Here is a 25,379-nt window from a genome sequence, read left to right as displayed (position 1 = left end):
TTTCCAAAGAGGAGTAACAGACCTAAATTCGTAAACATAGATAGCAGGTATGCACTCAAAGCCTTAAATAATGCGATGAGAAACCGTATTGCCTGTTTTTCTGCTGAATGTAATACATGATACTGAAATTGTCTTTAAATGGCGGGAGTGTTCGGCTCTAAGGTATCGCTATTTAAGGCTTTTCGGCACACCTGCTATCTCTGTATTAGAAAGTTTCTTTGCGGATTATGATAACAGGGCAGGGTAATGTTTTTTTTATGAGTTTGTTGTAAAATTAGTTAATGAATTCACTATCTATAAAAAACTATAGGGGGATTTTATAAGGGGGACGAAAGTCCCCCTTATGCCCGAAGGAGGCTGTCATGAGAGAAGAAGACGTCGTAGAGGCCTTAAAAAGGGAAAACGAGGAGTTCAGACGCATTTATCAAGAACACAGAGAACTTGATAACCAATTATTAGAATTTAACAAAAAACTCTACCTTACACCTGAAGAAGAAGCCGAAATGCGCAGGATTAAAAAGGAAAAGCTCTATAAAAAGGATAAGATAGCCGAGTTGATAAGGGAGTACAAAAAGCATCATTCGCTGAATTAAAATCAGGTTTACAATCTTTGATTTGCACTTTAAAAACTGAAAGGGGATTTGTATGGCCAAAAGGAGCAGGACTATAAAGGAAGGTCTTGAAAGGGTTCCGCACAGGGCACTTCTTTATGCAACAGGCATTCCAAAGAGCGAGATGAACAAGCCTTTTATCGGTGTCGCAACCAGTTTTACGGATATTATTCCCGGTCACGTAGGAATGAGAGACCTCGAGAGATTTATCGAAAAGGGCGTCCATACAGGCGGCGGCTATCCGTTCTTCTTTGGCATCCCCGGAATATGCGATGGAATTGCCATGGGACACAGGGGAATGCATTATTCCCTCCCTTCGAGGGAATTGATCGCAGATATGGTAGAAACCATTGCAGAAGCCCATCAGTTTGACGGCCTTGTGCTTCTCACCAACTGCGATAAGATAACCCCGGGCATGCTTATGGCTGCAGCAAGGCTAAATATACCGAGTATTGTGGTTACCGCAGGTCCCATGCTTTCAGGACATTACATGGGCAGAAGGCTGAACCTTACAAGTGATACATTCGAGGCTGTTGGCAAATACAAAAGAGGTCTGATAAAAGATAATGAACTGCAGGCACTTGAAATGTGCGCCTGTCCCGGGGCTGGTTCGTGCCAGGGAATGTATACTGCCAACACAATGGCATGTGTTACCGAATCCCTCGGAATGAGCCTGCCAGGCTGTGCCACATCTCCTGCTGTTCTGGCACATAAAAAGAGAATAGCCTTTGAGAGCGGCGTAAAGATTGTGGAGTTAATAAGAAAGAACATTACACCAAGAAAGATAATGACGGATAAGGCATTTAAGAATGCGATTATGGTTGACCTTGCCCTCGGAGGCTCTACAAATACTGTTTTACATATTCCAGCAATAGCTTACGAGGCTAAAGTTAAACTATCACTTGAGGTTTTTGATGAGCTGAGCAGAAAAACACCCCACATAGCCAGCATGATTCCAGGGGGACAGTATTATATGGAAGACCTTGATTATGCCGGAGGAATTCCAGCTGTTTTGAAGAGATTAAAGGATATGCTTAATCAAAATCCAACAGTTTCAGGTAAGAATATCTTTGAGATTGCCGAGCAGGCAGAGGTGATGAACGGGGAAGTCATCAGACCGCTAAATAAGGCTTACCATAAAGAGGGCGGGATAGCGATCCTCAAAGGGAACCTTGCTCCTCATGGTGCAGTGGTTAAACAGACAGCAGTGAGCAAAAACATGATGAAATTTGAAGGAACGGCCAAGGTATTCGATTCAGAAGAAGACGGAATGAAGGCCATATTGAGTGGCAATATAAAGGCAGGGGATATTATTGTTATCAGATACGAAGGCCCAAAGGGCGGGCCGGGCATGAGAGAGATGCTTTCTCCTACATCCGCAATTGCCGGCATGGGACTCAGCGAATCTGTTGCCCTTATAACCGACGGCAGATTTTCAGGCGGCACACGGGGCCCCTGTATAGGCCATATATCTCCGGAGGCAATGGAAGGAGGCCCTATCGCTGTATTAAAAAATGGCGACAGGATCAGGATAGACATTCCGAAAAGGAAAATAGATGTCTTGCTTTCCGATGAAGAGATTAAAAAGAGGCTTTCTCAATGGAGGCAGCCGTCGCCCAAAATAAGGCATGGTTATCTTGCCAGATATGCGAGGCTTGTCAGTTCAGCAGGCAACGGGGCGGTAATGGGAGAATAAAATGGAGTATTGGAGTAATGGGAGGCGCGACTGATTAATTTTGCAAAAGGCGGTCACATACTGCTGTAGTGTCATGTTTAAATTATATTTAAATTATATTTAATCCGTATTGCTCTATAAGCCTCAGATCGTCTTTGTATGTCCTGCCTGTTGTTGTTAGATAGTTTCCTGTGAGAAGGGCGTCTGCACCTGCCATAAAGACCATTGAGTTGAATTCGCCGAGTATCTGCATTCTACCGCCGCAGACCCTTATCTCCTTTTCTGGCAGGATAAACCTGTAAAGGCTTATGATCTTAAGGGCTTCAAACGGGTGGAGGAAATCCATTTCAGCCATTGATGTGCCTTTAACAGGTATCAAAAAATTAATCGGCACAGAATCCACATCCAGTTCTTTTACGGCAAAGGCCATGTCTATCCTGTCCTGCCATGTCTCTCCCATGCCGAAAATGCCTCCCGAGCATATGGAAAGGCCTGCGGATCTGGCCGCATCTATCGTTTTCAGCTTATCGTCATATGTATGGGTCCTGCAAATTTCAGGGAAGAACCTTTCCGAGGTTTCGAGATTATGGTGGTAGCGTTCAAGACCGCTTTGTTTAAGGAATGACAATTCATCGCTGCCCATAAGCCCCAGTGTTGCGCATGGAAGGAGACCAATATTTCGTATGTCTTCAATCATCGATGATATTTCTTTGAGCTCGTTTTTACCGACCTTTCTGCCGCTTGTAACAATACAGAATCTTCTCACGCCGGCGTCCTTTGCCTCTTTTGCCTTATCGATTACCATATTTTTTTTGACGAGTGGATAGACAGGAATGTCTGTCTTGCTCTTTGATGACTGGGCGCAGTAGGAGCAGTCCTCGGGGCATGCGCCTGATTTGGCATTGATAATAGAACAAAGGTCAACGGAATCTCTTCTGAATGTTTCCCTTATTTTATTGGCTGCAGCGAATAGGTCGAAATAAGGCTGAAGGCCGGGGTTTGAATGCTGAATTTGAACAATCTGGAGTGCTTCTTCTTTAGTTATTGAATATCCGCTTAATATCTTATCTCTCAGGCTGTTAATCACAGATTATTTTTTCGCAAAAGCGGCATGAATGTCAACTAAAGAGAATCGGTTGGTTTACGTAATTAATACCTGATACTGAAATCGCTGAAGCCCTCCGGTTGATTTTCCCATGTGACATCGATATTCGTGACATTTGCGTAAGGCGGACCTTGCTTACATTTCAATATAGCCTCTTCGATGAGCTCCCGCTCTCCCTCAAAGACTGCTTCCACCCTTCCGTCAGGGAGATTTCTAACCCATCCTTTTAGTCCGAGGGAGTCGGCAACTTCCTGCGTGAATGCCCTGTAGTACACGCCTTGAACCCTTCCTGAGATATAGAGATGCGCCTTTGTTTTCATGAGTCTATAATACCTGAAGGTCTAATTCTCTTTTGTGGGTGTCTCGGCTATCTTGACTTCATCTTCCGGAATGAGTCGCTTTGCACCAATAAATCTCTTAGCATAATAAGGTTCTTCAAGGCTGTCTATTGTCACCCTCTTGGACATTGTGGAAGCATGGATAAACAAGTTATTGCCGAGATAGATACCAACATGGGATGGGAAAGATGCATACGTCCTGAAGAATACTAAATCTCCTATGGCGAGTTCCTCTTTATCAATTGCTTCTCCAATCTTGAATTGCTCCCGTGCACTTCTGGGCAGCTCAATCCCTGCGATGCTGTATACCCTTTGCACATATGCAGAACAGTCAAGCCCGAAGGAGCCGTTGCCTCCGAATCGATACGGTAGATGCAGCATCTTCTTGGCAAACAGTATGAGCCTTTCTTTTATGCTCATCTTTGAAAGGTCTTTGGAGTTCGACAGCTCTTTTACCTCTTCCAATCTTGCGGATGTTATGACAGGCGTTGCCTTCCTGTCATAATTCGCCTTTATGGATTTTATGTCTTCAGGTTCTTTTGGTTCGGGGGTTGTTCTTGAAACAACAAGTTTTTGACCGGTTTTAAGAGAGGTGCTCGTTAAGTCATTCAGTTCTTTAAGCTCATCCACGCTTAAATCGAATCTCTTTGCAATCCTCCAGATATTGTCTCCTTTTTTAACCGTATATGTCTTTTCATCTTCTGCGTCCCGAGCGGACTTCTCTTTATAAAACGCCTTGCGGGATTCTTCGATATCACGGGACTTCTTCTTTGCTAAAATCTGCTGGCCTGCCTTAAGTTTGTTTGTTTTATTTGCAATCTTCTCTAGTGTGTCGCCTTTTTTTACGGTGTGATAAATTTTGCTGTTGGGGATGGACAGTTTTGTCCCTGCCTTAAGTTTGTCGGACTTCAGGTTATTGGCCTTCTTTATCTCGGATTCAGAGACATCGAATTTTTTTGCGATCTTATGGAGAGAATCGCCATTTTTTACAGTGTAGGTTTCAGCATGAACAGCGGATGTCATATAAAGGAAGACGATAAAAAGCACTACATACATTTTTTTCATTAATATCTTCCCCCCTTTAAGCTTTTATGCTGCTTCATCCTTCAAAAAATCATTAATCGGCGGTAAATCGCTTAAATTCTTAAGACCGAAATATTGCAAAAACTCCTTTGTTGTGCCGTAAAGAAACGGTCTGCCCGGAGTCTCTTTTTTGCCCACAATCTTAATAAGTCTTTTATCCAACAGACTTTTAACAGCGCCATCAGAGTTGACACCCCGTAACTGGTCTATCTCTAATTTAGTTATCGGCTGTTTATAGGCTATTATTGCCAGTGTCTCCAATGTTGGGGGAGAGAGCTTGCTCGACTGGTTTATATTTTTGAATTTTTTTACCCGCATGGAAAAATCCGGGTTTGTGACCATCTGGTAGCCGTCTGCAACCTCCACGATCAGTATGCCAGAGTTTTTACCCTTGTAGTCCGATATTAGCTCCTCCATTAATTTTTTGATTTCGGACTCCGGCATTTCGGTTGCCTTAACGAGGCTGCTGACAGGAACAGGCTCTCCAGCAACAAACAGCAAGGCCTCGAGGGCTGACTTATGCATGTGCCTGTTGTCTGATGTTGCTGCCGATACTACCGATTCTTCCATTGCCCAAGATTATAACAAAAAAATGCCTTGCAATTCAAAGGAAAAGTTATTTATCATAGAAACAGGCAGAGGTAAAGGTAAAGGAGAAAATAAGAATGAAGAGATTTGGATTGATTCTATTTTTCATTTTCACTGTTTTTTTATTCTTAACCTTTACCTCTACCTTTGCCTATTCTTTTAGCAACGGAGGTTGCGAGGGTGATTGCAAGAAGTGCCATTCCTTAAGCACACAGGAAGCTAACGGCATCCTGAAGAAGATGAATCTCTCCCGTGCAAAAATTCTGAATATACAGTTGAGCCCTGTAAAGAGCCTATGGGAAATATCCATAGAGGATAATGGCAAAAAGGGTATTTTTTATGTGGATTTCTCGAAAAAGTATCTCCTTTCAGGTCAAATTATTGAAGTAGATACCGGCTCAAATAAAACTGCGGAAAGCGCCCAGAGGATTCCTGCAGGAAAGGCAGATGTTTCAAAGATACCGATAAACAATGCATTGGTCATGGGCAACGCCCGTGCGCCAAAAAAGGTGATTGTATTTACAGACCCTGATTGACCGTACTGCGGGAAACTTCATCAGGAGATGAAGAAGGTTTTGGAAAAGAGAAAGGACATTGTATTTTATGTAAAACTGTTTCCACTGAAAATGCATAAGGATGCATACTGGAAATCCAAGAGTATTGTATGCAATAAATCTTTGAATATGCTTGAGGACAATTTCGAAAATAAACCCATTCCTAAAACCGATTGCGACACAAAGGAAATAGATAATAACATAAAACTAACCGGATCCCTCGGCATTACAGGCACTCCTACAATGATAATGCCCGATGGCAATATCTATTCAGGAACAATGCCTGCGGATAAACTCATAGAACTTATTAACGGGAGGCAATGAAAGCCGGTCCCGATATCCTCATTATTTTCCTAACAGCCTCGGTATTTCTGATATTACTCTTTATAGTTGCAATATTCCTGCCCCGCCTTTTGAAGAAAGAAGAAACAAAAACAGAAAGTGCGGAGATAAATACCGTTGTAAATGCATTCCGGGCACTCGGAGACGAAATAAAATCCCTTAAAGAGCAGCTTGTAATAAAGGAGAGACTTGCTGCGCTCGGAGAAGTGTCCGCAGGGATAGCACACGAATTCAGAAACCCCATGGGTGTAATAGCAGGCTATACAAAACTCCTTTTAAAGAGCCTTGATGAAAACGACCGGAGAAGAGAAATCGTTCAGGGTATTCTCAACGAAATTGAAGATATGAATCGTGTTATGGAGGAGCTGCTTAAATTTTCGAGGTCAGAGCCGATAAAAAAAATCGATATAAACCTCACAAAATCCATAAAGGATGTTATTCAAAGTATGGGTGATTCTGCTGATAAAATAGATTTTAGTTTATTGGATGATGTTTCAATAAAGGGTGATGAAACCCTGCTAAAGCAGGCAATAAAAAATCTTGTCCATAATGCCATTGATGCAGGCGATAGTGTGTGGATAGATGTGGAGAAGGGCGTTTCTTTAAATAAGAAGGGTGTATTTATTGTTGTGAGAGACAATGGAGCCGGTATCCCCGTGAATGATGTGGACAGAATATTCATGCCGTTTTATACCACAAAGGATAAGGGTTCAGGAATAGGCTTGGCACTTGTGCAGAAGATAGTGACAGAACACGGGGGCAATATCAGCGTGGAAAGCAGAGAGGGGGAAGGCAGCACTTTCAGGGTGTTTTTACCTATAGAGTGACTATGCAAACAATTCTAATAGTTGAAGACAAAAAGAGCATGGCGGATATGCTGACCAAGACCTTTCAATCCGAAGGTTTTGATGTAAGAACGGCTTATACTATCAAGGATGGAATTAATTTACTCACATCCGACTTGAGTGCTGTGGTTACAGACCTGAGACTGCCCGATGGAGACGGCATGGAGATAGTGAGGACAATAAAGGAAGGCTTTCCCTTCATTCCAGTGATTGTAATGACCGCTTACGGGAGCATCGAGACTGCTGTTAAGGCAGTAAAACAAGGTGCATATGACTTTATCACAAAACCATTTGATCCCGACCATCTCTTATTGATAATAAAACGTGCAATAGGAGAGAGGACTATCGAGAAAGAAAACATCATACTGAAAAAAGAGTTCCATAAATTTTTAAAAATGCCCGAGATGATAGGAGTAAGCAGGGCATGGAATGAAATAATGGAAAAGGTGAAAAAGGTGGCGCCACTTAAAACCACAGTGTTAATCCTCGGAGAGAGCGGAACAGGAAAAGAGCTTATCTCAAGGACAATACACCATCTGAGCCAGAGGTCAAAAAAACCCTTCGTTGCAGTCAATTGTGCAGCAATTCCCAAAGATTTAATAGAAAACGAAATCTTCGGACATGAAAAGGGTGCATTCACAGGCGCAGCAGAGATAAAATTGGGGAGATTTGAACTGGCAGATAAAGGCACAATTTTCCTCGATGAGATAGGGGATATGGAAATGCCTCTACAATCAAAGCTTTTAAGAGTGCTTCAGGAAAATGAATTTGAAAGAGTGGGAGGCACCAGGACAATAAAGATTGATACAAGGATAATTGCGGCGAGTAATAAAAATCTTGAAAAGGAGGTTGCTGAAGGACGCTTCAGGGAAGACCTGTTTTATAGACTGAATGTATTTCCCATAGTTATACCGCCATTGAGGGAGAGGGGGGAAGACATTATTCCTCTTGCACGCTATTTTGTTTCACAGTTTTGTAGAGAAATGAACAAAAATGAGCCTTTAATTCCACCTGAAATCGAAAGTATTCTTTTGAGCCATGAATGGAGGGGTAATGTAAGGGAACTGAAAAATGTGATAGAAAGGGCAGTTATCCTGTGCGATGGCGCAGCCCTTTTGCCTGAACATTTTAGTTTCGTTATGGATGTAAAAGAAAAAATCAATTTAGATGCGGCATCATTACACGAGGTTGCAGAATCCGCAGCAAGGTCTGCCGAGAAGACAAGAATAGAAAATGCCCTCAGACAGACACAAGGAAACAAAAGCAGGGCAGCAGAGATTCTCAAGGTCAGCTATAAGACACTCCTCAATAAGATAAAGGAATATGGCATTGGTTAATATGTAATGACATACATATCATTATGAATCGCGCTACATAAATTAAAGATACATACCTTTTAGAATTCCTTTAAAAATCAAAGATAATCCAAACTCTATTCTTATGGCATTTTAATTGCTATAATTAAATTTGTGAAACAAATTGGACAAAAAGGTTTTTCACTTGTTGAGCTTTTGGTAACAATTGGAATAATCGCCGTTGTGGCAGCAATTGCCATACCGCAACTACAGAGGTATGCTACTAACTCAAGGCTGAAAAGTGCAGCGAGGGACATCATGGGGGATGTTTTTCTTTATAAGGAAAGAGCTATAGCTGAAAACAGGATGTATAGAATAGCTTTTAATATTAATCCGGCAAATACCTATACGATTGAGCAGTGCAACAATACTGGGTCTTCCTGCACAGCAGGATATTCTGTCATTCAAACAAAGACCCCTACAACTTTTGGAAATGACATCAGGATTACAAACGCAGCATTCGGAGCTAATTCAACTATTAATTTTCAGACAAGGGGAACTACTGAGGCAGGAAACGTTGCGCTTACCAATGGCAGAAATTCTACAGCTACCATAACAACAAACATTACAGGGAGAACAGGTGTTCAATTTAATTTGCAATAAAAAAGGCTTGGGCATGATAGAGGTGCTAATTGCACTTTTTCTGACCATGATAGGCGTTATGGCGCTTATCTCCATGCAGCCGCAGGGATGGCTGCTCGCAGGAAGGTCTGATCATCTGGGCAGGGCAGCAGGAGTATTGCATGAAGAACTTGAGACTATAGAGTCATTAATAATGAACCCGTGTAATGTTGTTACAGCAGGTCCGGCAAGAAATATTAGGGTGAGCGGGATGGGAGCTGCTCAATCAGGTGATGTAACATTTACTGTAACGCCGACCATTACATCGATTGGTACCAATGTATGGAGGGTAACAGTTAGAGTTACATGGACTGGTAATAATACAGGAATTAGAGAGAGTATTATTGTTACAAGGCAGGAGCCGTTCAGATTTCCTTCAGGATGTACTGACGGCTCGGTAGCGATTACATACTAACAGGCATGGGTAAAACAATATGAAGAAAGCAGGCAATATAAAGGGATTTACCCTCGTAGAGATTTTATTCGCAATCACCATAGGACTGTTACTGTTGAGTGCTATTTATGTTGCTGTCCAGTCCGGCCAAAGGTCATCTGTTGCAATTGAAGCAAAGACCGCAGCCCAGCAGGATGCAAGGGCTGTGCTTGAGCTTATGGCATTGGAAATAGGAATGGCGTCTTATAACCCAACATATGCCTTGAATACTATATGGCGTAACCCTGTTGGGTGTACTACCAACTGTGTATCTGCAGGGGCAGATACAGATAAAGGGATTCGTGATGCTACTGCAAATAAAATAACAGTGGAGATGGATATAAACGAAAGCGGAAGTATATGCGACAATTCTAATGAAATAATAAGCTATGTCTATGATACAGCAAACCAGAGAATTACCCGTTCAACAAATTGTGGAAATGCCTTTGAGTTTTTAGGCTGTACTGATGCAAATGGTGATGGCAGATGCGATAATAATAACACTCTAAGAACTGTAAGGGTTATTAATAATACGCTCGGCATTCCTATGTTCAGGTATTACAACGGAGCAGGCACTGCAACTGCAAATGTCCCTGATATAAGAAGAATAGACATAACCATTGCAGTGGAAACGGATAAAATAGACCCGAATACAGGGCAGAGGAGAAGAATGATTTATTCAACGAGTGTAATACCGAGGAACCATGCAATCAGCCAATAAACATTTGAGGTCGATTATGAAGAAATTAAAAATAAAGAACAAAAAAGGTTTTGCCCTTATTGCAGCACTCCTTGCTATCTTAATAATTACAGCAGTTGGAGTGCTTGTTTTCACTATAACAACGCAGGACATCAGGGTAAGCACGAGAGTCACAGGAGAGAAAAAGGCATTTTCTGCTGCAGAGGCAGGCATTCACAGGACAATTCAAAACTTTAATCCTGATAACCTTGCCGCTGGTGTTGTCACAAATGTTCAGGTTGACGCTGCTACAGACCCTGATTCCCGCTACACGGTCAATAGCCTTAGTTCCGCTGGTCTTCCGCCATTACCTTTAGCTGGCTATGCCATAGGAGGAGGTCAGCAGTGGGGACAGGCAAGATATAATGTAAGCGTGACAGGAACAAATACAAGGTATGCAAGCAGCGTTACTGTAGATGTAGGTGTTGGATACGGGCCTATTGAGATAACGACAGCATATAGATAGGAGGTAAAACATTATGTTCAATATAAAGAAAATTCTATTAGTTTTTGCATCGCTATGTTTCGTTTTTATTTCCAATGCATATTCTGATGAAACAGCCCTTTTTACTACTGTAAAACCTGATGCCTTGATTGTCCTTGATTTATCAGGCAGCATGAACCGGAACCCTGCTGGGGGAACCAATATCTGGGGGAATTCTTCATGCACAGGAACTTTTTATGCCTCATATAGCGCCTCAGACCCTAATCGCAATACTAATTGCAGTCGTCTTGCCATTGCAAAAAGGGCAATCTTTGACCTCCTTGATGATAATAATGATAATGTTATCAATAGCAGTGATGAGACCAGCTTAGGCATAAGAATGGGATACATGAGATTTTATGACTGCAACAGCGATGATACAGGAGGTAGCTATACCAGCGGTTGTAATAGTTTGATAAGGGAGATAGGCTCATCAAGCTACAGCCTTATCTATTCCAGTGTTAATGGAGAGAGTGCCAGGGGGGGAACTCCTCTAGCGTCCGCATTAAATGAGGCAAAACTTTATCTTGACGTACATAAGGCATCTGATAGCGCCGGTGCATGCCGTAAGAAATTCGTAGTGCTTATAACTGATGGGGAAGACACCTTTGCGTGCAACGGCAATGGCTTCGAAAATCAGACCGATATGTATAAGAGGAGAAAGGCTACTGTTGCGCGTGCAAAAAAGCTTGCAGATGCAGGATATAAAGTGTTCGTAGTAGGGTTCGGCGCAGATATGCCGGACAGTCTGGAGAACACGCTGAACTGGGCTGCCTATTATGGGGGGACAGATAATCCCCTTGCTGCAAATTCAGGGAATACAAATGCCATTACCCCTTCTTCAAACCCTTGCAACGAAGGTTCATCCAATGACCCTGGCAGCGCAGCACTCTCTGGGTATGCGTTCCTTGCAGCTAATGCCACTGACCTCTCCACTGCACTCAAACAGGCATTTAACATTATAAGGGAGGCGACCTATTCATTTTCAGTTGCATCTGTTTCATCGTCAAGGATTACTGATGAAAACTATATCTATGAGGCATCGTTTCAGCCTGTAAATAATGACCCCTTCTGGCTCGGACATTTGAAGAAATACAATATAAATGCTGACGGCACTATTGGAAGCATGATATGGGACGCTGGCACTGTTTTACAGACAACAGCAGCATCGAGCAGAAATATTAAGACTTACAAGAGAGGTTCACTAATTGACTTCAATACAACAAACATTACCCCAGCAGACTTAGGTGTTACAACACCTGCTGAAAGGGATGCTGTTGTTGGATATATTCGTGGAGAACCTGCATATAATCCAGACAACTGGAAATTGGGCGATATATTCCACTCCAATCCAATAACAATCGGAACGCCTTCGGCTTATTTCAGCGATGCGATTGATACAAATAATGCCTTTTCTACATTTAGATCAAACAATCAAAGGACATCGGCAAATAACCGAAGGGTAATAGTAACAGGCGCCAATGACGGGCAGTTCCATGCCTTCAGGACATCCGACGGCTCTGAATACTGGAGTTTTATTCCACCAAATTTGTTGCCCAAGCTTAAAAACATTGCACATTCATCTCACCCAACGGGGCTATCACACCAATATTTTGTTGATGGTCCTGTGAGCGCTTCTGATGTGTGGCTTGGCTCTGGCAGCGGTACAACCAAGTCCGCATCTGACTGGAAAACACTGGTTGTATTTTCTGAAGGCAGGGGCGCTGGCACAACACTTTGGAGTTCATCATCTTCCTGCGATTCAGGTTTTAACGCAACATACTCTTCAACATATCAGTATTACTGCGGCTATTATGCCTTTGACTTTACAGATACGATCAGCCCTGTATATAAATGGCGCATAAATCCTACATCTACCAATGCCCCTTATCTTGGAGAACCCTGGAGCAGGATGGCTTTTGGGAGAGTAAAAATCAGCGGCAATGAGAAGTGGGTTGGTTTTATAGGAGGAGGATATAATACTGCTAATTGTGCTGGCGGAGGAAGCTGCGATACAAGAGGGAAAGGATTTTATGTGGTAGACCTGAGCAATGGAAACATTTTATGGAGCTACACAAGGGCTGATAACACAACCATGGCATACAGCATACCAGCACATCCTGCCATTGTTGACACTGACAACGACGGTTTTATTGATACTGCCTATGTCGGGGATCTGGGCGGCAATATGTGGAGATTTAAATTCTGCACATCGAGACAGGGTTCTTCATGCAGCACAACCAATTGGAGTGGAAGTTTATTGTTTGATGCACGGGGAGGCGGAGAAGGCTCAAGACCTGTTTATAATTCTGCAACTATAGCCAAGGACGCAAGCGGCAATTTGTGGGTTTACTGGGCAACAGGTGATAAAACAGACCCAACTGCTCCAAGTACAAATGAAAAGGTACTGGGAATTAAGGACAATGACCGCACTACAACGTATACCCTTAGTAATTTGAATAATGTAACATCTGCCGTGCAGCAATGTAACAGCGAGACTGACAATGGATGGTATATAAACTTTACAGGCAGGGAAAAGGCATTATCTGACATTACGATCTTTGGTGGAGTCGTTTACTTTACTACCTATGTTCCATCTACAAGCGCCAGCGCCTGTGATCAGGCAGGGATCTCAAGGTTATATGCAATAAACTACCAGAATTGTACTGGTGTGTTATCAGGAGGTGCAAGAAGTATAGACATAGGTGTCGGTATTGCATCGGCGCCAATAATATCGCTAAAGCCGGGAGGCGGATTGCCTGTAGACCTCTATGTCACTGTCAGCGGAGGCGCCGGCCAGGATGCAAGCACAATAAGAGTGAACTTTAATCCTCCGGGCATTTCAAACAGAACCAATATACTTTACTGGAAGGATAGAAGGGTGCAGTAGGTTATTATTTGAAAACAGTAAAAACAAAAAAAAATGCAAGAAAAAGACGACAAAGACTATGGAATATTTACATAGTCCTTGCTGTAGTGGGTGTTTTTGTCATTCTGATTTTATATGCTTTTTCAGTCCCGCCAGATAAAAAAATTGAAGGTGATAAAGGAATAAAAAAACCATTGTCTCCTTTCGAAGTGGAAAAAAGAGATATTAAAGGAAAACTGCCTGGGCAAAAGAGCAGGGACGATATAGAGCGTCCTATAATTAAGTCCATAAAGTTCATCCCTGAACAACCTACTATTTTTGACGATATAAAAGCTGAGGTAACGAGTAGTTACAAGGGAGACGGCAGGATTACCTGCATGTATCAATGGAAGATCAATGGAAAGACAGTAGATGGTGTTAAGGGAGATACATTGTCAGCGGGCCTGTTTAAGAAAAAAGACCAAATCAGTGTCATAGCAACCCCCTATGCAGACGGTATTGAGGGCTATCCGTACGAGAGTATGTTTATTGTTGTTCATAGCGCTCCGCCATCTTTGGAATTGAGGGAGACGAAGCAGAAGCTGAATAATACAATCGAACTACAACTCGTAAGTAAAGATCCAGACAATGATAAAGTGACTTTCTCTCTTGAAGAACCGTACCCGGAAGGAATTACAATTAATAAAGAAACAGGAAAAATAACATGGAAGCCGAAAGAGAAAGAGAAAAGAATATACAAATTCAGGGCATCAGCTACTGATATAGACGGAGTTAAGACAACGAAAACTTTTGAGTTTATAGTTGAATAGGTTTCAGAAAGAAATGGTAGGCACGAGGGGTTTCGAACCCCTGACCTCTACCGTGTCAAGGTAGCGCTCTCCCACTGAGCTACGCGCCTACATAATTAAGATATTCATTAAAACCAAAAAGGCATGTTTTTGTCAAGATAAAGGCTGAAAATGCTTGAATGAAGGTACATTTGCATGGTATGATTTGAACAAATGGTTGCTCTATTAGTCATAATGCTTGTGTTATTTTCGGACTTGGAATCCCATGCTGATATTTATAAATACATATCGGATGATGGGACAATATATTTCACCAATGCGCCGATGGACAGAAATGGCAGTGTTGTAATGAAAGAGAAAAAATCTTATCAGAAGCCAAATGAAGAATATACCAGGATATATGTCGGTAGTGAAAGGTTTCATAATATGGCAGAAGAAAAAGCGAGGCGGCATAATATCGACCCGCAGCTTGTAAAGGCTGTAATAAAGGCTGAGTCTAACTGGAATCCTAATGCTGTCTCTCCAAAAGGGGCACAGGGTCTTATGCAATTGATGCCTTCAACTGCTTCTATTATGGGTGTCAGCAATCCCTTTAATCCAGAGGCTAACATAGATGGTGGAATACGTTATCTTAAATATTTGCTTCAGAAGTTCAATGGAAATCTCACCCTTGCTCTTGCTGCGTATAATGCAGGGCCAAAGCTGGTGGAGAGAATAAAAAGCGTACCGCCTATTCCAGAGACTATCACATATGTTAAACGGGTTATAAATTATTACTCCAGAGGCAATGGATCAGCAGTGAATATAGATTTTCCGGAGACAAGAAGAGAAAACAGAATTCAAAAAATGGTATTAAAAGACGGCACTATACTTTTTACCAATTCATACCTTGCCAGTTCGTATGGGGAACAGGGATTTTAGGTGTCAAAAGAGATCGAAGCTGTAAGAGAAGAAATTTTAAAATTAAAGGAAGAACGAAATGCCATAATCCTCTCCCATAATTATCAGAGAGATGAGGTGCAGGATATTGCTGATTTTGTGGGAGACTCCCTTGAGCTGTCAAGGACCGCAGCAGAAATAGACTGCGATGTGATAGTCTTTTGCGGAGTGCATTTCATGGCCGAAAGCGCCTCCATACTTTCGCCCAACAAGACAGTACTTTTACCTGAACTGGATGCAGGGTGTCCTATGGCAGACATGATTCAGGTAAGTTCTCCGAGAAAGGTCTGGAAGACATTTCCTGGATATGAGACCCAGCCGGCATTTGCATTCCCCCATGAATTTACCCTAAGGGATATAAAGGCAAAATATCCGGGAGTGCCTGTTGTTGCCTACGTAAATACAACTGCCGATGTAAAGGCAGAAAGCGATATATGCTGCACATCCGCCAATGTTGTGAAGGTGATAGAATCCCTGACCGATGAAAGAGTGATATGCATACCCGACAGGAATCTTTCCATGTGGGCCCAAAAGAATACGAAAAAACAAATAATCGCATGGGACGGCTTCTGCCATGTCCATGACAGAATTACCCAAAAAGATGTTTTAAAGGCAAGAGAGGAATATCCAAACGCTGTTTTTATGGCACATCCCGAATGCAGGCTTGAGGTTCTTGAACTTGCAGACCATGTCACGAGCACATCGGGGATGCTCAGGTTTGCAAAATCGTCTGATGCAAAGGAATTCATTGTTGGCACAGAGACCGGGCTTATGCACAGGCTGAAGAAGGAAAATCCCGATAAGATTTTCTATCCACTGAGGAAAGATATGGTTTGCCCTAATATGAAAAAGACTACGCTTAACAGCATCCTCACTGTGCTGAGAGGGATGAAGAATGTGATAAAGGTTTCCGAAGAGATAAGGATTCCTGCCAGGAGGGCATTGGACAGGATGCTTGAAATAAAGTAGTGTCTCCTCTTAAAGAAAAAATTATCGAAAGAATAAAATCAGAAGGTCCCATCAATTTCGAAACCTTCGTGGAAATGGTCCTTTACTATCCCGGGCTTGGCTATTACACAAAGGATTCCACAAAGATAGGCAGGACAGGGGATTTCTATACAAGCCCTCATCTCCATTCCATATTCGGCGCAATGATAGGCAGGCAGATGGAGGAGATGTGGACAGCCATCGGAAAGCCTGAGATTTTTCATATCGTTGAAATGGGAGCCGGCATGGGCTATCTGGCAAAGGACATGCTTGAATATTTAGAAGAAAAAGAGATATTTAAGTATCTTAAATATACGATAGTCGAGATAAATCCAACAGTAAGAGCAAAACAACAGGAACTGCTTTCAGAATTTTCGGATAAAGTTAAATGGGTCTCTCATATAAACGAACTAAAACCCATTACAGGCTGTTTTTTGTCCAATGAACTATTGGATGCCTTTCCTGTCAGGCTCATTGAGGTGTCAAATAACCCCGATAACGAGCTGAAGGAAATTTATGTATCTATAGACGGAGATGATTTAGTCGAAATAAAAATGCCGTGCAGTGTTGAAGTTAAAAAATACCTCAATGAATTCGGCATTGAGCTGCCAGAAGGTTACAAAACCGAGGTTAATCTGAAAATTAAGGATTGGCTGAGTGAGGTCAGTAATAAACTCTTCGAAGGTTTTATTTTGACAATAGACTATGGTTATCCTGCGCAGGATTATTACAGTGAAGACAGGAATAGAGGGACTTTGCTCTGTTATTATCATCACCAGATAAATGAAAATCCATATCAGAACATAGGAGAACAGGATTTGACTGCCCATGTGAATTTTTCGTCTCTTAAAAAATGGGGAGATGAGTTGGGTTTAAAAACCATAGGTTTCTGTCCGCAAGGCACTTATCTCGTATCGCTGGGAATTGATGAGATAATAAAGGAGCTTTATGGAGATTCGCCTGATGTTTTTGATGTAGCTAAGATCAAGGGATTGATCCTGCCTCAGGGCATGGGCGAATCGCATAAAGTGATGATTCAGTATAAGGGGAAAGACGAGCCGAGATTAAGAGGATTTTCATTCAGGAATCAACTGAAATACCTGTGAATATTCCTTTAACTTTTCTATGCTTTTTAACACCCGTTCCGGCGTATGTGCCTCGATTGTATAAATACAATTATTGTTTTTTAATTCAGAGAACAAGGTGTTGAAATCAAAACTCCCATCCCCGATTGGATGATGCAGATCAGCAGTTTTGTCGTTGTCGTGAAGATGTAGCTCAATAATGTATTTCTTGATTTCTTTAAGCCAACTCACCAGTGAAACGTTCGAAAATAGATTGCAGTGCCCTGTGTCGAAGCATACCCCGAAATTATCGGAATTTATCTGTTCCATTAATAACCTTAGATTCGATGGTTCGTCTTCGAATATATTTTCAATGGCTATTTTTACGCCGATATTTTTTGCTCTTTCGTTTAAAGGCCTCCATGTCTGGATGCTTTTTTCAAGCCAGACCTCTACCTTCAGGGCATACTTCCATTTTTCGTAGCCGGAGTGAAAAACTACGGCTTTGGGTTTTAATGCCTCTGCAATATCGAGGATATGATTGAACCTTTCAATGGTGGCGTTTCTCACCTTTGAATCTATAGCCCCCGGTGAAAGGTCCATGAATGGAGCATGAAATGAAAGCGATGGGTTGTAATCGAATATGTTTTTGAGTTTGACAATGGAGTCGGCATTAATGCAATCGAGGGCAGTTGAATTGAAGTAGATTTCGAGATCCAGTCTGTTTTTCTTGATAAAATTTATGTAGTCCTCTATCTTTTCATAGGGGACATGGATATGGGGAGAGATCATGTTTATATGGTTATTTTGCGGCAACTGCTTCTTTCTTTGTCCCTGTCTTTGTTTCTGAAGATTTCTTTTCCGAGGCGTCTTTTTCAGAATCCATCCCCTTTTTCCTTTCCGATGATGCATAGTCTGTCACATACCACCCGTTCCCTTTCAATACAAAAGATGTATTCGATATAAGCTTTCTCACCTGACCGCCGCAGTCAGGGCATGTGCTTAAGGGTTCATCGCTGAATTTCTGGATCACCTCACGGTTTTTTCCGCACTCGAGACATTCGTATTCGTATATTGGCATGGTTGATACCTCCTGAAATTTAAGATTATATCGCACCCAAATTGAGCGATTCTGTATTCATATTTGTAAGGCAGGTGCTGCGGAAAGACTTTAAACTCCGCACTTGTGTAAACTTCTATCTTGTATCCGTCATCTACTGCATTGGATACTTGATGGATAATGCATCTGTTATCTCTCATATGCACATGAACGAGGACTTTTTAAAGTCCTGGAGCAGTGATTGCCTTACAAATCACTCTATAAATATAACCAAGCTTGATTAGATAGGTCAAGAACATGGCAATGAAATGGCTTTGAGCGGATTTCAGCAGTGTTAATTATTGACTTTTTTGTGCAAATTCAGGTTAAGTATTAATCTCTAATTAATTCGGAGGTGATATTATGTATGCAATTATACAGACAGGCGGAGAGCAGATAAAGATTTCTGCTGGCGATAAGGTTTGCGTTGAAAAGATCACGGGAGATATTAATTCCGAGGTAATATTGGATAAGGTTTTAATGGTCTCAAAGGATGATAAAATAGTTTACGGCAAGCCTTATGTTCAGGGCGCAAGCGTAAAGGCTGAGATCGTAGAGGCAGGCAGGATGCCCAAGGTGCTTGTCTTTGGTCCGAGACCCAAGAAGGCTCACAGGAAATTGAGGGGGCACAGGCAGCAGTATACGACCTTAAAAATTAAAGAAATAACCATAGCATAGGCGGAGGATAAAGATGGCACATAAAAAGGGAGTCGGAAGCTCAAGGAACGGCCGCGACAGCAAGTCCAAAAGACTCGGTGTAAAGAGGTTTGGAGGACAGGTTGTCCGTGCAGGAAATATACTCGTAAGACAGCGCGGAACAAGGTTTCATCCGGGCAACAATGTCGGCAAAGGTTCTGACGACACGCTTTTTGCATTGATAGACGGTGTTGTCAGGTATGAAAGAAAGGATAAGACAAGGACGAAGATCAGCGTATATCCTGTGGAAGTTCAGGCAGCAGTTAATGTGTAACTGAAAATAAATAGAGAAAGGGTTTAAAGGCGGGTCAAATTGACCTGCCTTTTTTGTTTATGAAATTCATTGATTACGTAAAGATTCATGTGAAGGCAGGAGACGGCGGAAGGGGCTGTGTGAGCTTCCGCAGGGAAAAGTACGTCCCGAGAGGAGGGCCTGACGGTGGCGACGGCGGAAAAGGCGGAAATATAATCATAAAGGCGACAAAAGAATTAAATACCCTTCTTGATTTGAGATACCAGCGGGAATACAAGGCAGAGAAAGGAGAACACGGAAAGGGAAGCAATAAGCACGGCAAAGACGGAGAAAGCAGGATAATCCCTGTTCCTGTTGGTACGCTTATCAAAAATGCAGAAACTGAAGAGGTTATCGCAGACCTCGATCATCATGATGCAGAGGTGATTGCAGCAAAAGGCGGCAGGGGAGGGCTTGGGAATGCCCACTTTGCAACACCTACACGGCAGGCCCCGAAATTTGCCCAGCCCGGTGAAAAGGGACAAGAGAAATGGCTTGTCCTCGAACTTAAACTCCTTGCTGACGTTGGTTTGATTGGACTCCCCAATGCAGGCAAATCAACATTAATCTCTGTTATATCCTCTGCAAAACCAAAGATAGCCGATTATCCCTTCACCACGCTCGTGCCTAATTTGGGCGTTGTAAAATTGGAAGATTTCAGGAGCTTTGTAGTTGCCGATATCCCCGGTCTTATAGAAGGGGCACACAGGGGCGCCGGACTTGGATTCCAGTTCCTACGTCATGTTGAAAGGACATCCGTTCTCCTTCATCTTGTGGATATTTCCGATATTTTGGCAACCGACCCTGTAGAAGACTTTGAAAAGATAAACAGGGAATTAGTATTATACAGTCCTGAGCTTTTGAATAAGCCCATGGCAGTGGCAGGCACAAAGCTTGACATTGCCCATGATAAAATCAGATTGAATAGGCTTAAAGAGTATTGCAAAGATAAGAGATTGGACTTTTTCCCCATATCTTCTGCAACAGGCGAAGGGATAAAGGAGTTGGTAATGTATTTGGCAAAAAGAGTAAAAGAGTAAAAGAGCTTTCTGATATTAACAATCTATAAACATATGGATACTGTACTTTCTAAAAATAGAATACCAATACGATTGACTTCTGAAAGGTGGCTTCATATTGTTGAAAACCATGATGATATGGCCGGCTTTTACGATGACGTATTGCAAACAGTCGAAGAACCGGATTTTATTTTGTCGGGATATCAAGGAGCATTGATTGCTCTAAAAAAGTTTGATGAAAGAAGGTTTCTGGCTGTAATATATAAAGAGGTTAGCGAGGCGGATGGTTTTATTATAACTGCTTATTTTACGAGAAAATTAAAACTTGAAAGAGAGGTGCTGGTATGGCAACGGCAGCAGTTGAAGAAACAGTAAGTGAAGCGATAAAGGCTATATCGCATATCATTAAAATGCCTGAAACAAAGATGTGGATAGATTATGACAAAGAAGCCGATGTCCTTTATATCAGCTTTAAAAGACCCCAAAGGGCAACCGATTCTGAAATGTTGAAAGACGGAATTCTGTTGAGGTATAAAGACAATGAGCTGGTAGGAATAACTGTGCTTGAGGCATCAAAGAGGGAATAGGAACATTGGGGAAAATCCTTGATGTCCTAAAAAATACCTATTATGAGCAGGATAGTCATAAAAATCGGCAGCAACATACTCACTGACAAAAAAGGCGGATTGAACCAAAAAAGGATTCATTCCATTGCAAAGGATATATCCGATATTTGCAAGGCTGGCTATGAAGTTGTGGTTGTTTCATCTGGCGCTGTTGCTGCAGGCATGAAAAAACTTGGCTTAAAGGAAAAACCAAAAGATATACAGCTCAAGCAGGCTGCAGCAGCAGTTGGACAGTCTTCCCTTATGTGGGCATATGAGAAGAGTTTCGGCGATTTCGGCAAAAAGGTTGCACAGGTGCTCCTCACAAGAGATGACTTCTCTGAAAGGGGCAGGTATCTTAATTCCAAGAACACCCTTATCACACTTCTCTCTTACGGAATAATACCGATAATCAATGAGAATGATACTGTTGCAACAGATGAGATCAAATTCGGAGACAATGACCGGCTTGCTGCCCTTGTTTCGGGATTAATAGATGCAGAGAGGCTTATTATCCTTTCTGATGTGGAAGGGCTTTATTCATCTGACCCCAATAAAAATCCTGATGCAAAAATAATCCCTTTTGTAAGTGAGATTACACCTGAATTTGAAGCAATGGCAGGAGGCGCCGGAAGTGCTGTTGGTACAGGAGGCATGTATTCAAAAATACTTGCAGCGAAAGAGGCTGTGTCATATGGAATAAAGGTTAATATCGTAAGCGGCAGAAAAAAAGGGCTTATAGTAGCGATCCTGAAAGGTATTCACATTGGCACTGAATTCAAGCCGCAGATAAAGAAGATTTCATCCAAAAAAGGCTGGATCGCCTATGCCATAAAACCAAAGGGAAGCCTTGTCATCGATGATGGCGCTGTCAATGCCATCCTGAAGTCAGGCAAAAGCCTTCTCCCGTCCGGTATCATAAGAGTTGAAGGTGTGTTCGATACAGGAGATGCTGTTTATTGTGTCGACCTTCGCGGCAACCGCATTGCAAAGGGCATAGTGAATTATTCATCACATGACACAGAAAAAATAAAAGGCAAAAAGACCACCGAGATAGAAACAATCCTCGGCTATAAGTATTCCGACGAAGTAGCGCACAGGGACAATCTCGTGTTATTAAGCTAATCTCGAAAAATCTGCAATCTGAAGCACAAGCTTCTGTATATTCTTAATCAATGAAAGGCGGTTCTGTTTTATCTCCTCATTTTTATCCATCACGAGCACCTTGTCAAAGAACCTGTTTATGGATTCTTTGAGGCTCGATAAAAGCCTGATCGCATCATAATATTTGTTCTCCTCAAGAAGTGAGTTTATCTCAGGAGTTATGGATTCCACCTCTTCATGAAGATTTTTTTCTTCTTCCTGTACGAACATCTCTGTATTTACAGGAGGCACTTCATTTTTGGGAGAGATGTTGTTGACCCTTTTAATAGCGAGGATGAATGACTCATAATCGGAGTCTTTTTTAAATTTCTGTATGGCATCGAGCCTTTCTTTTACAGTGTAAAGCGGCTTGTCTTTAACAAAGTTCATGACGGCAGATATGGAATCAAGGGGATAGCCGTGTGACTGGAACAAAGGCTCTATTCTCTGCTCAAAAAATTTGATGAGGTCATTCATGAGGACTTCTTTATTATCAAGCTCAAATGCCTGCAATGACTTATCCAGTAGTTCGAAAATATTAAGGTTGTAACGGTTCTTTATGAGTATGGAGATTATTCCCAATGCCTGTCTTCTCAGAGCAAATGGATCCTCAGTGCCTGTTGGCGTGAGCCCTAACATAAAGAAGGACGCTAAATTGTCCAGCTTATCCGAAAGGCTTAGAATTGACCCGATGCTGGTTTCGGGAAGCCTGTCCCCTGAAAAGGCCGGAAGATATTGCTCTGACAATGCCTTTGCAATATCTTCGTTATAGCCGTCATTTAATGCATAATAACCTCCCATTATTCCCTGCAGTTCCGGGAATTCCCCCACAACGCCGGAAATAAGGTCGGTCTTTGACAATAAGGCCGCGGTATGAACATCCTGTTTAAACTGTTCAAATCGTTCAAGCTGTCGGCAGCATTTATCCGCCACGAAATCTGCAATTGAGGCTATCCGGCAACTCTTGTCATAAAGGTTTCCGAGCTTTTCGTGGTAAATGACCTTTTTCAATTCCTCAACTCTTTTATTAAGAGGGATTTTTTTATCCTCCTCATAATAAAAACGTGCATCCTCAAAGCGTGCCTTTATGACCTTCTCGGCGCCTTTTTTAATAGTCTCTGCATTGTCATTTTTGGTGTTGCTCACAATGATGAAATGGTTTGTGAGTTTGCCATGAGCATCCTGAAGGGCAAAATATTTCTGGTGCCCCTTCATTACTGTTATAAGCAGTTCCTTCGGCAGATATAGATATTCTACTGGAAAAGTTCCAAGCACCGGCACCGGGTATTCCACAAGATATGTTACATGTTGAAGGAGGTCTGCGTCTTCCATCAAAGAGGCATTCACAGATGATGCGAGTTTTTGTGCGCCATCCACGATTATTTTCTTTCGTTCATCGGGATCGAGGATAACAAAATTATTCCTGAGCAGATTGATATATGCCTTGCAATCTTTTATTTCAAAGGCTGCAGGAGAGAGGAACCTGTGTCCCCTCGTCATGTTGCTGCTTTTCAGACCGTCTATCTCAAAGGAAATCTTTTTGTTGTTGTATATTGCAAATATCCAGTGAATCGGCCTGGCAAATCTCAGACTGCCGCTGCCCCACCTCATTGATTTTGGAAAGTTTAGTGATAAAACGAGTTTTTGCAGTATTTCGGGCAACAGATCTATTGTCTGCTGCGCAGTTTCTTTGATTACTGCCACAACATAATTTCCTTTACCCTTTTCCTTTTTGATTAAATCCTTAACACGCAAGCCGTGCGTCTTTGAAAATGACTCCGCTGCCTTTGTGGGCCTGCCGTCCTTGTCGAACGCAGCATTCACAGGAGGGCCCCATACTTCTCTTTCTGCTGCCTCTTGCACCGGATCTACTTCTGCGATCATGGATAGTCTTCTCGGAGTGGCATATGTCTTTATGGATTTATAAAGCAGCCTGTGTTCAGAGAATATTTTTTCAGCGTTTTCCTTCAGTTTTATGATGGCATCATGAAGAAACCGTGCCGGAATCTCCTCTGTTCCTATTTCTAATAATAGTAACGGGTGATGGGTAATGGGTGATGGATTATTATCAATTGTTTTTTCTATTTTTTTACTCATAACTCATCACCGGTCACTCATTACTGTTTTTAAAAGAGGAAATCCCTTGTCTTCCCTTTGTTTTAGAAATGCCTCTGCACAGAGCTTTGCAAGGGCCCTCACCCGCGCGATGTAACCGGTTTTCTCTGTTACGGAGAGGACACCACGCGCATCAAGGAGATTAAACGTATGCGAGCATTTCAGGCAATATTCATATGCCGGAAGCACCAGTCCCAACTCGTTCATGTTTTTAGACTCTTTTTCGTAGGAGTCGAACTGTGTTATGAGTAATTCCGTATTTGCGTGGTCAAAATTGAATTTTGAAAACTCTACTTCTTCCTGCTTGTGTATTTCGCCATATTTGATCCCTTTGCACCACTCTATATCAAAGACATTGTCGATTTCCTGCAAATACATGGTTATTCTTTCAAGGCCGTAGGTTATTTCTACGGATACGGGCTTCAGGTCTATTCCTCCGACCTGCTGGAAGTATGTGAACTGCGTTATTTCCATGCCGTCAAGCCAGACTTCCCACCCGAGGCCCCATGCGCCGAGGGTTGGAGACTCCCAGTCATCTTCGACGAAACGAATATCATGCTTTAAAGGGTCTATGCCGATATGTGAAAGGCTTTCGAGATAGAGTTCCTGGCTCTCAAGGGGAGATGGTTTTAGTATGACCTGATACTGGTAATAATGCTGAAGCCTGTTCGGATTTTCGCCGTATCTTCCGTCTGTAGGCCTTCTCGATGGCTCTACATAGGCTGTCTTCCACGGCTCCGGGCCAAGCACCCTGAAGAATGTTGCAGGATGGAATGTCCCTGCTCCAACCTCAATATCGTAGGGCTGAAGAAGGATGCAGCCCTTCTTAGACCAGAATTCATGCAATTTTAAAATCAAATTTTGAAAGTACATATATCTCTTTTTGGTTCAGAAAAATGAGTAGAAATGTTATATAAAAACCGAATCCTTTGTCAAATAAAATGCCATTTTTGTTGACACAACAGTATATGTAAGCATATACTAAATAAA

28 protein-coding genes, 1 tRNA gene and 1 pseudogene are annotated in these 25,379 nt (G+C 42.2%); 21 read left to right on the top strand and 9 right to left on the bottom strand.

Features of this window, described 5'->3' with window-relative positions; all coding sequences use genetic code 11:
- Nucleotides 1-362: 362 nt before the first annotated feature.
- Entirely contained in the window at nucleotides 363-593 is a 231-nt protein-coding gene (locus V7L97_RS04545; protein ID WP_333653733.1) for a DUF465 domain-containing protein, read from the top strand.
- Nucleotides 594-645: 52 nt separating this feature from the next.
- Nucleotides 646-2,307: a dihydroxy-acid dehydratase gene (ilvD, locus tag V7L97_RS04540; RefSeq protein ID WP_333653732.1), complete on the top strand. Its 1,662-nt coding sequence runs from the start codon at nucleotides 646-648 to the stop codon at nucleotides 2,305-2,307.
- Nucleotides 2,308-2,395: 88 nt separating this feature from the next.
- Here the strand turns inward: ilvD and bioB are convergent, their stop codons facing one another.
- From bioB to scpB, 4 genes are all read right to left on the bottom strand, one after another.
- Nucleotides 2,396-3,373, bottom strand: coding sequence for a biotin synthase BioB (bioB, locus tag V7L97_RS04535; protein ID WP_333653730.1), 978 nt, complete (start codon nucleotides 3,371-3,373; stop codon nucleotides 2,396-2,398).
- Between the two features lie 62 nt (nucleotides 3,374-3,435).
- A complete protein-coding gene (locus V7L97_RS04530; protein WP_333653728.1) occupies nucleotides 3,436-3,711 on the bottom strand; it encodes an acylphosphatase in 276 nt (91 codons plus the stop codon).
- 21 nt (nucleotides 3,712-3,732) lie between these two features.
- Nucleotides 3,733-4,794 carry a C40 family peptidase gene (locus V7L97_RS04525; RefSeq protein ID WP_333653726.1) on the bottom strand — a complete coding sequence of 354 codons (1,062 nt, stop codon included), beginning with the start codon at nucleotides 4,792-4,794 and terminating at the stop codon, nucleotides 3,733-3,735.
- Nucleotides 4,795-4,818: 24 nt separating this feature from the next.
- Entirely contained in the window at nucleotides 4,819-5,382 is a 564-nt protein-coding gene (scpB, locus tag V7L97_RS04520; RefSeq protein WP_333653724.1) for an SMC-Scp complex subunit ScpB, read from the bottom strand.
- Between the two features lie 95 nt (nucleotides 5,383-5,477).
- On the opposite strand from scpB, the gene V7L97_RS04515 reads away from it, so the two are divergent.
- From V7L97_RS04515 to V7L97_RS04470, 10 genes and pseudogenes are all read left to right on the top strand, one after another.
- The gene (locus tag V7L97_RS04515) at nucleotides 5,478-5,936 is read left to right on the top strand and encodes a disulfide isomerase DsbC N-terminal domain-containing protein (protein WP_333653722.1); all 459 of its coding nucleotides are present in this window, start codon (nucleotides 5,478-5,480) and stop codon (nucleotides 5,934-5,936) included.
- Between the two features lie 12 nt (nucleotides 5,937-5,948).
- Nucleotides 5,949-6,278, top strand: a pseudogene (locus V7L97_RS04510) (thioredoxin fold domain-containing protein); the annotation flags it as partial.
- Nucleotides 6,275-7,123 (top strand): two-component system sensor histidine kinase NtrB, encoded by an 849-nt coding sequence (locus V7L97_RS04505; RefSeq protein WP_333653721.1) that lies wholly within the window; start codon nucleotides 6,275-6,277, stop codon nucleotides 7,121-7,123. The pseudogene V7L97_RS04510 and the gene V7L97_RS04505, both read left to right, overlap by 4 nt.
- A 2-nt stretch (nucleotides 7,124-7,125) precedes the next feature.
- Entirely contained in the window at nucleotides 7,126-8,478 is a 1,353-nt protein-coding gene (locus tag V7L97_RS04500; RefSeq protein ID WP_333653719.1) for a sigma-54-dependent transcriptional regulator, read from the top strand.
- Nucleotides 8,479-8,610: 132 nt separating this feature from the next.
- Nucleotides 8,611-9,099 carry a pilus assembly FimT family protein gene (locus V7L97_RS04495; RefSeq protein WP_333653717.1) on the top strand — a complete coding sequence of 163 codons (489 nt, stop codon included), beginning with the start codon at nucleotides 8,611-8,613 and terminating at the stop codon, nucleotides 9,097-9,099.
- Nucleotides 9,077-9,532, top strand: coding sequence for a type IV pilus modification PilV family protein (locus tag V7L97_RS04490; protein WP_333653715.1), 456 nt, complete (start codon nucleotides 9,077-9,079; stop codon nucleotides 9,530-9,532). Before V7L97_RS04495 ends, V7L97_RS04490 begins: the two co-directional genes overlap by 23 nt.
- A 19-nt stretch (nucleotides 9,533-9,551) precedes the next feature.
- Nucleotides 9,552-10,271: a PilW family protein gene (locus V7L97_RS04485; RefSeq protein ID WP_333653713.1), complete on the top strand. Its 720-nt coding sequence runs from the start codon at nucleotides 9,552-9,554 to the stop codon at nucleotides 10,269-10,271.
- 16 nt (nucleotides 10,272-10,287) lie between these two features.
- On the top strand, nucleotides 10,288-10,755 hold the full coding sequence (locus V7L97_RS04480) for a PilX N-terminal domain-containing pilus assembly protein (protein ID WP_333653711.1): 468 nt from the start codon (nucleotides 10,288-10,290) through the stop codon (nucleotides 10,753-10,755).
- A 13-nt stretch (nucleotides 10,756-10,768) separates the two neighbouring features.
- Nucleotides 10,769-13,663 (top strand): pilus assembly protein, encoded by a 2,895-nt coding sequence (locus tag V7L97_RS04475; RefSeq protein WP_333653709.1) that lies wholly within the window; start codon nucleotides 10,769-10,771, stop codon nucleotides 13,661-13,663.
- 8 nt (nucleotides 13,664-13,671) lie between these two features.
- Nucleotides 13,672-14,451: an Ig domain-containing protein gene (locus V7L97_RS04470; protein ID WP_333653707.1), complete on the top strand. Its 780-nt coding sequence runs from the start codon at nucleotides 13,672-13,674 to the stop codon at nucleotides 14,449-14,451.
- A 14-nt stretch (nucleotides 14,452-14,465) separates the two neighbouring features.
- On the opposite strand, the gene V7L97_RS04465 is transcribed toward V7L97_RS04470, so the two are convergent.
- A tRNA-Val gene (locus tag V7L97_RS04465) sits at nucleotides 14,466-14,540 on the bottom strand.
- Between the two features lie 103 nt (nucleotides 14,541-14,643).
- Here V7L97_RS04465 and V7L97_RS04460 point away from each other — a divergent pair.
- Genes V7L97_RS04460 through V7L97_RS04450 form a run of 3 tightly spaced genes read left to right on the top strand, consistent with a single transcriptional unit; the run spans nucleotide 14,644 to nucleotide 17,462 of the window.
- Nucleotides 14,644-15,351: a lytic transglycosylase domain-containing protein gene (locus V7L97_RS04460; protein ID WP_333653705.1), complete on the top strand. Its 708-nt coding sequence runs from the start codon at nucleotides 14,644-14,646 to the stop codon at nucleotides 15,349-15,351.
- Nucleotides 15,352-16,338, top strand: a complete 987-nt coding sequence (gene nadA, locus V7L97_RS04455) for a quinolinate synthase (RefSeq protein ID WP_333653703.1) — start codon at nucleotides 15,352-15,354, stop codon at nucleotides 16,336-16,338. It begins immediately after the preceding gene.
- Complete coding sequence (locus V7L97_RS04450) at nucleotides 16,338-17,462, top strand: class I SAM-dependent methyltransferase (RefSeq protein ID WP_333653702.1); 1,125 nt, start codon at nucleotides 16,338-16,340, stop codon at nucleotides 17,460-17,462. Before nadA ends, V7L97_RS04450 begins: the two co-directional genes overlap by 1 nt.
- Here the strand turns inward: V7L97_RS04450 and V7L97_RS04445 are convergent.
- On the bottom strand, nucleotides 17,433-18,212 hold the full coding sequence (locus V7L97_RS04445; protein ID WP_333653700.1) for a sugar phosphate isomerase/epimerase family protein: 780 nt from the start codon (nucleotides 18,210-18,212) through the stop codon (nucleotides 17,433-17,435). The genes V7L97_RS04450 and V7L97_RS04445 overlap by 30 nt on opposite strands.
- Before the next feature lie 10 nt (nucleotides 18,213-18,222).
- Nucleotides 18,223-18,501, bottom strand: a complete 279-nt coding sequence (locus V7L97_RS04440; protein WP_333653698.1) for an FmdB family zinc ribbon protein — start codon at nucleotides 18,499-18,501, stop codon at nucleotides 18,223-18,225.
- Between the two features lie 381 nt (nucleotides 18,502-18,882).
- Between V7L97_RS04440 and rplU the strand changes: the two genes are divergently transcribed.
- The 6 genes from rplU to proB all read left to right on the top strand — a co-directional run bounded on the left by rplU (nucleotide 18,883) and on the right by proB (nucleotide 22,256).
- Nucleotides 18,883-19,197, top strand: a complete 315-nt coding sequence (gene rplU / locus V7L97_RS04435; protein WP_333653697.1) for a 50S ribosomal protein L21 — start codon at nucleotides 18,883-18,885, stop codon at nucleotides 19,195-19,197.
- Between the two features lie 13 nt (nucleotides 19,198-19,210).
- Nucleotides 19,211-19,489: a 50S ribosomal protein L27 gene (gene rpmA, locus V7L97_RS04430; RefSeq protein ID WP_333653695.1), complete on the top strand. Its 279-nt coding sequence runs from the start codon at nucleotides 19,211-19,213 to the stop codon at nucleotides 19,487-19,489.
- 59 nt (nucleotides 19,490-19,548) lie between these two features.
- Nucleotides 19,549-20,547: a GTPase ObgE gene (obgE, locus tag V7L97_RS04425; protein WP_333653694.1), complete on the top strand. Its 999-nt coding sequence runs from the start codon at nucleotides 19,549-19,551 to the stop codon at nucleotides 20,545-20,547.
- 117 nt (nucleotides 20,548-20,664) lie between these two features.
- Nucleotides 20,665-20,901 carry a hypothetical protein gene (locus V7L97_RS04420; protein WP_333653692.1) on the top strand — a complete coding sequence of 79 codons (237 nt, stop codon included), beginning with the start codon at nucleotides 20,665-20,667 and terminating at the stop codon, nucleotides 20,899-20,901.
- A complete protein-coding gene (locus V7L97_RS04415; RefSeq protein WP_333653691.1) occupies nucleotides 20,871-21,113 on the top strand; it encodes a DUF2283 domain-containing protein in 243 nt (80 codons plus the stop codon). Before V7L97_RS04420 ends, V7L97_RS04415 begins: the two co-directional genes overlap by 31 nt.
- Nucleotides 21,114-21,155: 42 nt before the next feature.
- A complete protein-coding gene (gene proB, locus V7L97_RS04410) occupies nucleotides 21,156-22,256 on the top strand; it encodes a glutamate 5-kinase (protein ID WP_333653690.1) in 1,101 nt (366 codons plus the stop codon).
- Here the strand turns inward: proB and glyS are convergent.
- Both glyS and V7L97_RS04400 read right to left on the bottom strand, forming a co-directional pair.
- Nucleotides 22,248-24,371 carry a glycine--tRNA ligase subunit beta gene (gene glyS, locus V7L97_RS04405; RefSeq protein ID WP_333653688.1) on the bottom strand — a complete coding sequence of 708 codons (2,124 nt, stop codon included), beginning with the start codon at nucleotides 24,369-24,371 and terminating at the stop codon, nucleotides 22,248-22,250. The genes proB and glyS overlap by 9 nt on opposite strands.
- 6 nt (nucleotides 24,372-24,377) lie before the next feature.
- A complete protein-coding gene (locus tag V7L97_RS04400) occupies nucleotides 24,378-25,262 on the bottom strand; it encodes a glycine--tRNA ligase subunit alpha (protein ID WP_333653687.1) in 885 nt (294 codons plus the stop codon).
- Between the last annotated feature and the right edge of the window lie 117 nt (nucleotides 25,263-25,379).

It is taken from the genome of Dissulfurispira sp. (assembly GCF_036745535.1).
Lineage (GTDB): Bacteria > Nitrospirota > Thermodesulfovibrionia > Thermodesulfovibrionales > Dissulfurispiraceae > Dissulfurispira.
This window is presented reverse-complemented; position numbering and strand designations above follow the sequence as displayed.

Bases quoted from the DNA above. Each gene is read 5' to 3' on its own strand.
- V7L97_RS04440 (WP_333653698.1), bottom strand. From the start codon at position 18,501: ATGCCAATATACGAATACGAATGTCTCGAGTGCGGAAAAAACCGTGAG.
- V7L97_RS04530 (WP_333653728.1), bottom strand. From the start codon at position 3,711: ATGAAAACAAAGGCGCATCTCTATATCTCAGGAAGGGTTCAAGGCGTG.
- V7L97_RS04515 (WP_333653722.1), top strand. From the start codon at position 5,478: ATGAAGAGATTTGGATTGATTCTATTTTTCATTTTCACTGTTTTTTTA.
- V7L97_RS04400 (WP_333653687.1), bottom strand. From the start codon at position 25,262: ATGTACTTTCAAAATTTGATTTTAAAATTGCATGAATTCTGGTCTAAG.
- rplU (WP_333653697.1), top strand. From the start codon at position 18,883: ATGTATGCAATTATACAGACAGGCGGAGAGCAGATAAAGATTTCTGCT.
- rpmA (WP_333653695.1), top strand. From the start codon at position 19,211: ATGGCACATAAAAAGGGAGTCGGAAGCTCAAGGAACGGCCGCGACAGC.
- glyS (WP_333653688.1), bottom strand. From the start codon at position 24,371: ATGAGTAAAAAAATAGAAAAAACAATTGATAATAATCCATCACCCATT.
- V7L97_RS04480 (WP_333653711.1), top strand. From the start codon at position 10,288: ATGAAGAAATTAAAAATAAAGAACAAAAAAGGTTTTGCCCTTATTGCA.
- proB (WP_333653690.1), top strand. From the start codon at position 21,156: ATGAGCAGGATAGTCATAAAAATCGGCAGCAACATACTCACTGACAAA.
- obgE (WP_333653694.1), top strand. From the start codon at position 19,549: ATGAAATTCATTGATTACGTAAAGATTCATGTGAAGGCAGGAGACGGC.
- V7L97_RS04420 (WP_333653692.1), top strand. From the start codon at position 20,665: ATGGCCGGCTTTTACGATGACGTATTGCAAACAGTCGAAGAACCGGAT.
- V7L97_RS04415 (WP_333653691.1), top strand. From the start codon at position 20,871: ATGGCAACGGCAGCAGTTGAAGAAACAGTAAGTGAAGCGATAAAGGCT.
- V7L97_RS04505 (WP_333653721.1), top strand. From the start codon at position 6,275: ATGAAAGCCGGTCCCGATATCCTCATTATTTTCCTAACAGCCTCGGTA.
- V7L97_RS04485 (WP_333653713.1), top strand. From the start codon at position 9,552: ATGAAGAAAGCAGGCAATATAAAGGGATTTACCCTCGTAGAGATTTTA.
- ilvD (WP_333653732.1), top strand. From the start codon at position 646: ATGGCCAAAAGGAGCAGGACTATAAAGGAAGGTCTTGAAAGGGTTCCG.
- V7L97_RS04445 (WP_333653700.1), bottom strand. From the start codon at position 18,212: ATGATCTCTCCCCATATCCATGTCCCCTATGAAAAGATAGAGGACTAC.
- scpB (WP_333653724.1), bottom strand. From the start codon at position 5,382: ATGGAAGAATCGGTAGTATCGGCAGCAACATCAGACAACAGGCACATG.
- V7L97_RS04500 (WP_333653719.1), top strand. From the start codon at position 7,126: ATGCAAACAATTCTAATAGTTGAAGACAAAAAGAGCATGGCGGATATG.
- V7L97_RS04525 (WP_333653726.1), bottom strand. From the start codon at position 4,794: ATGAAAAAAATGTATGTAGTGCTTTTTATCGTCTTCCTTTATATGACA.
- V7L97_RS04460 (WP_333653705.1), top strand. From the start codon at position 14,644: ATGGTTGCTCTATTAGTCATAATGCTTGTGTTATTTTCGGACTTGGAA.
- V7L97_RS04475 (WP_333653709.1), top strand. From the start codon at position 10,769: ATGTTCAATATAAAGAAAATTCTATTAGTTTTTGCATCGCTATGTTTC.
- V7L97_RS04545 (WP_333653733.1), top strand. From the start codon at position 363: ATGAGAGAAGAAGACGTCGTAGAGGCCTTAAAAAGGGAAAACGAGGAG.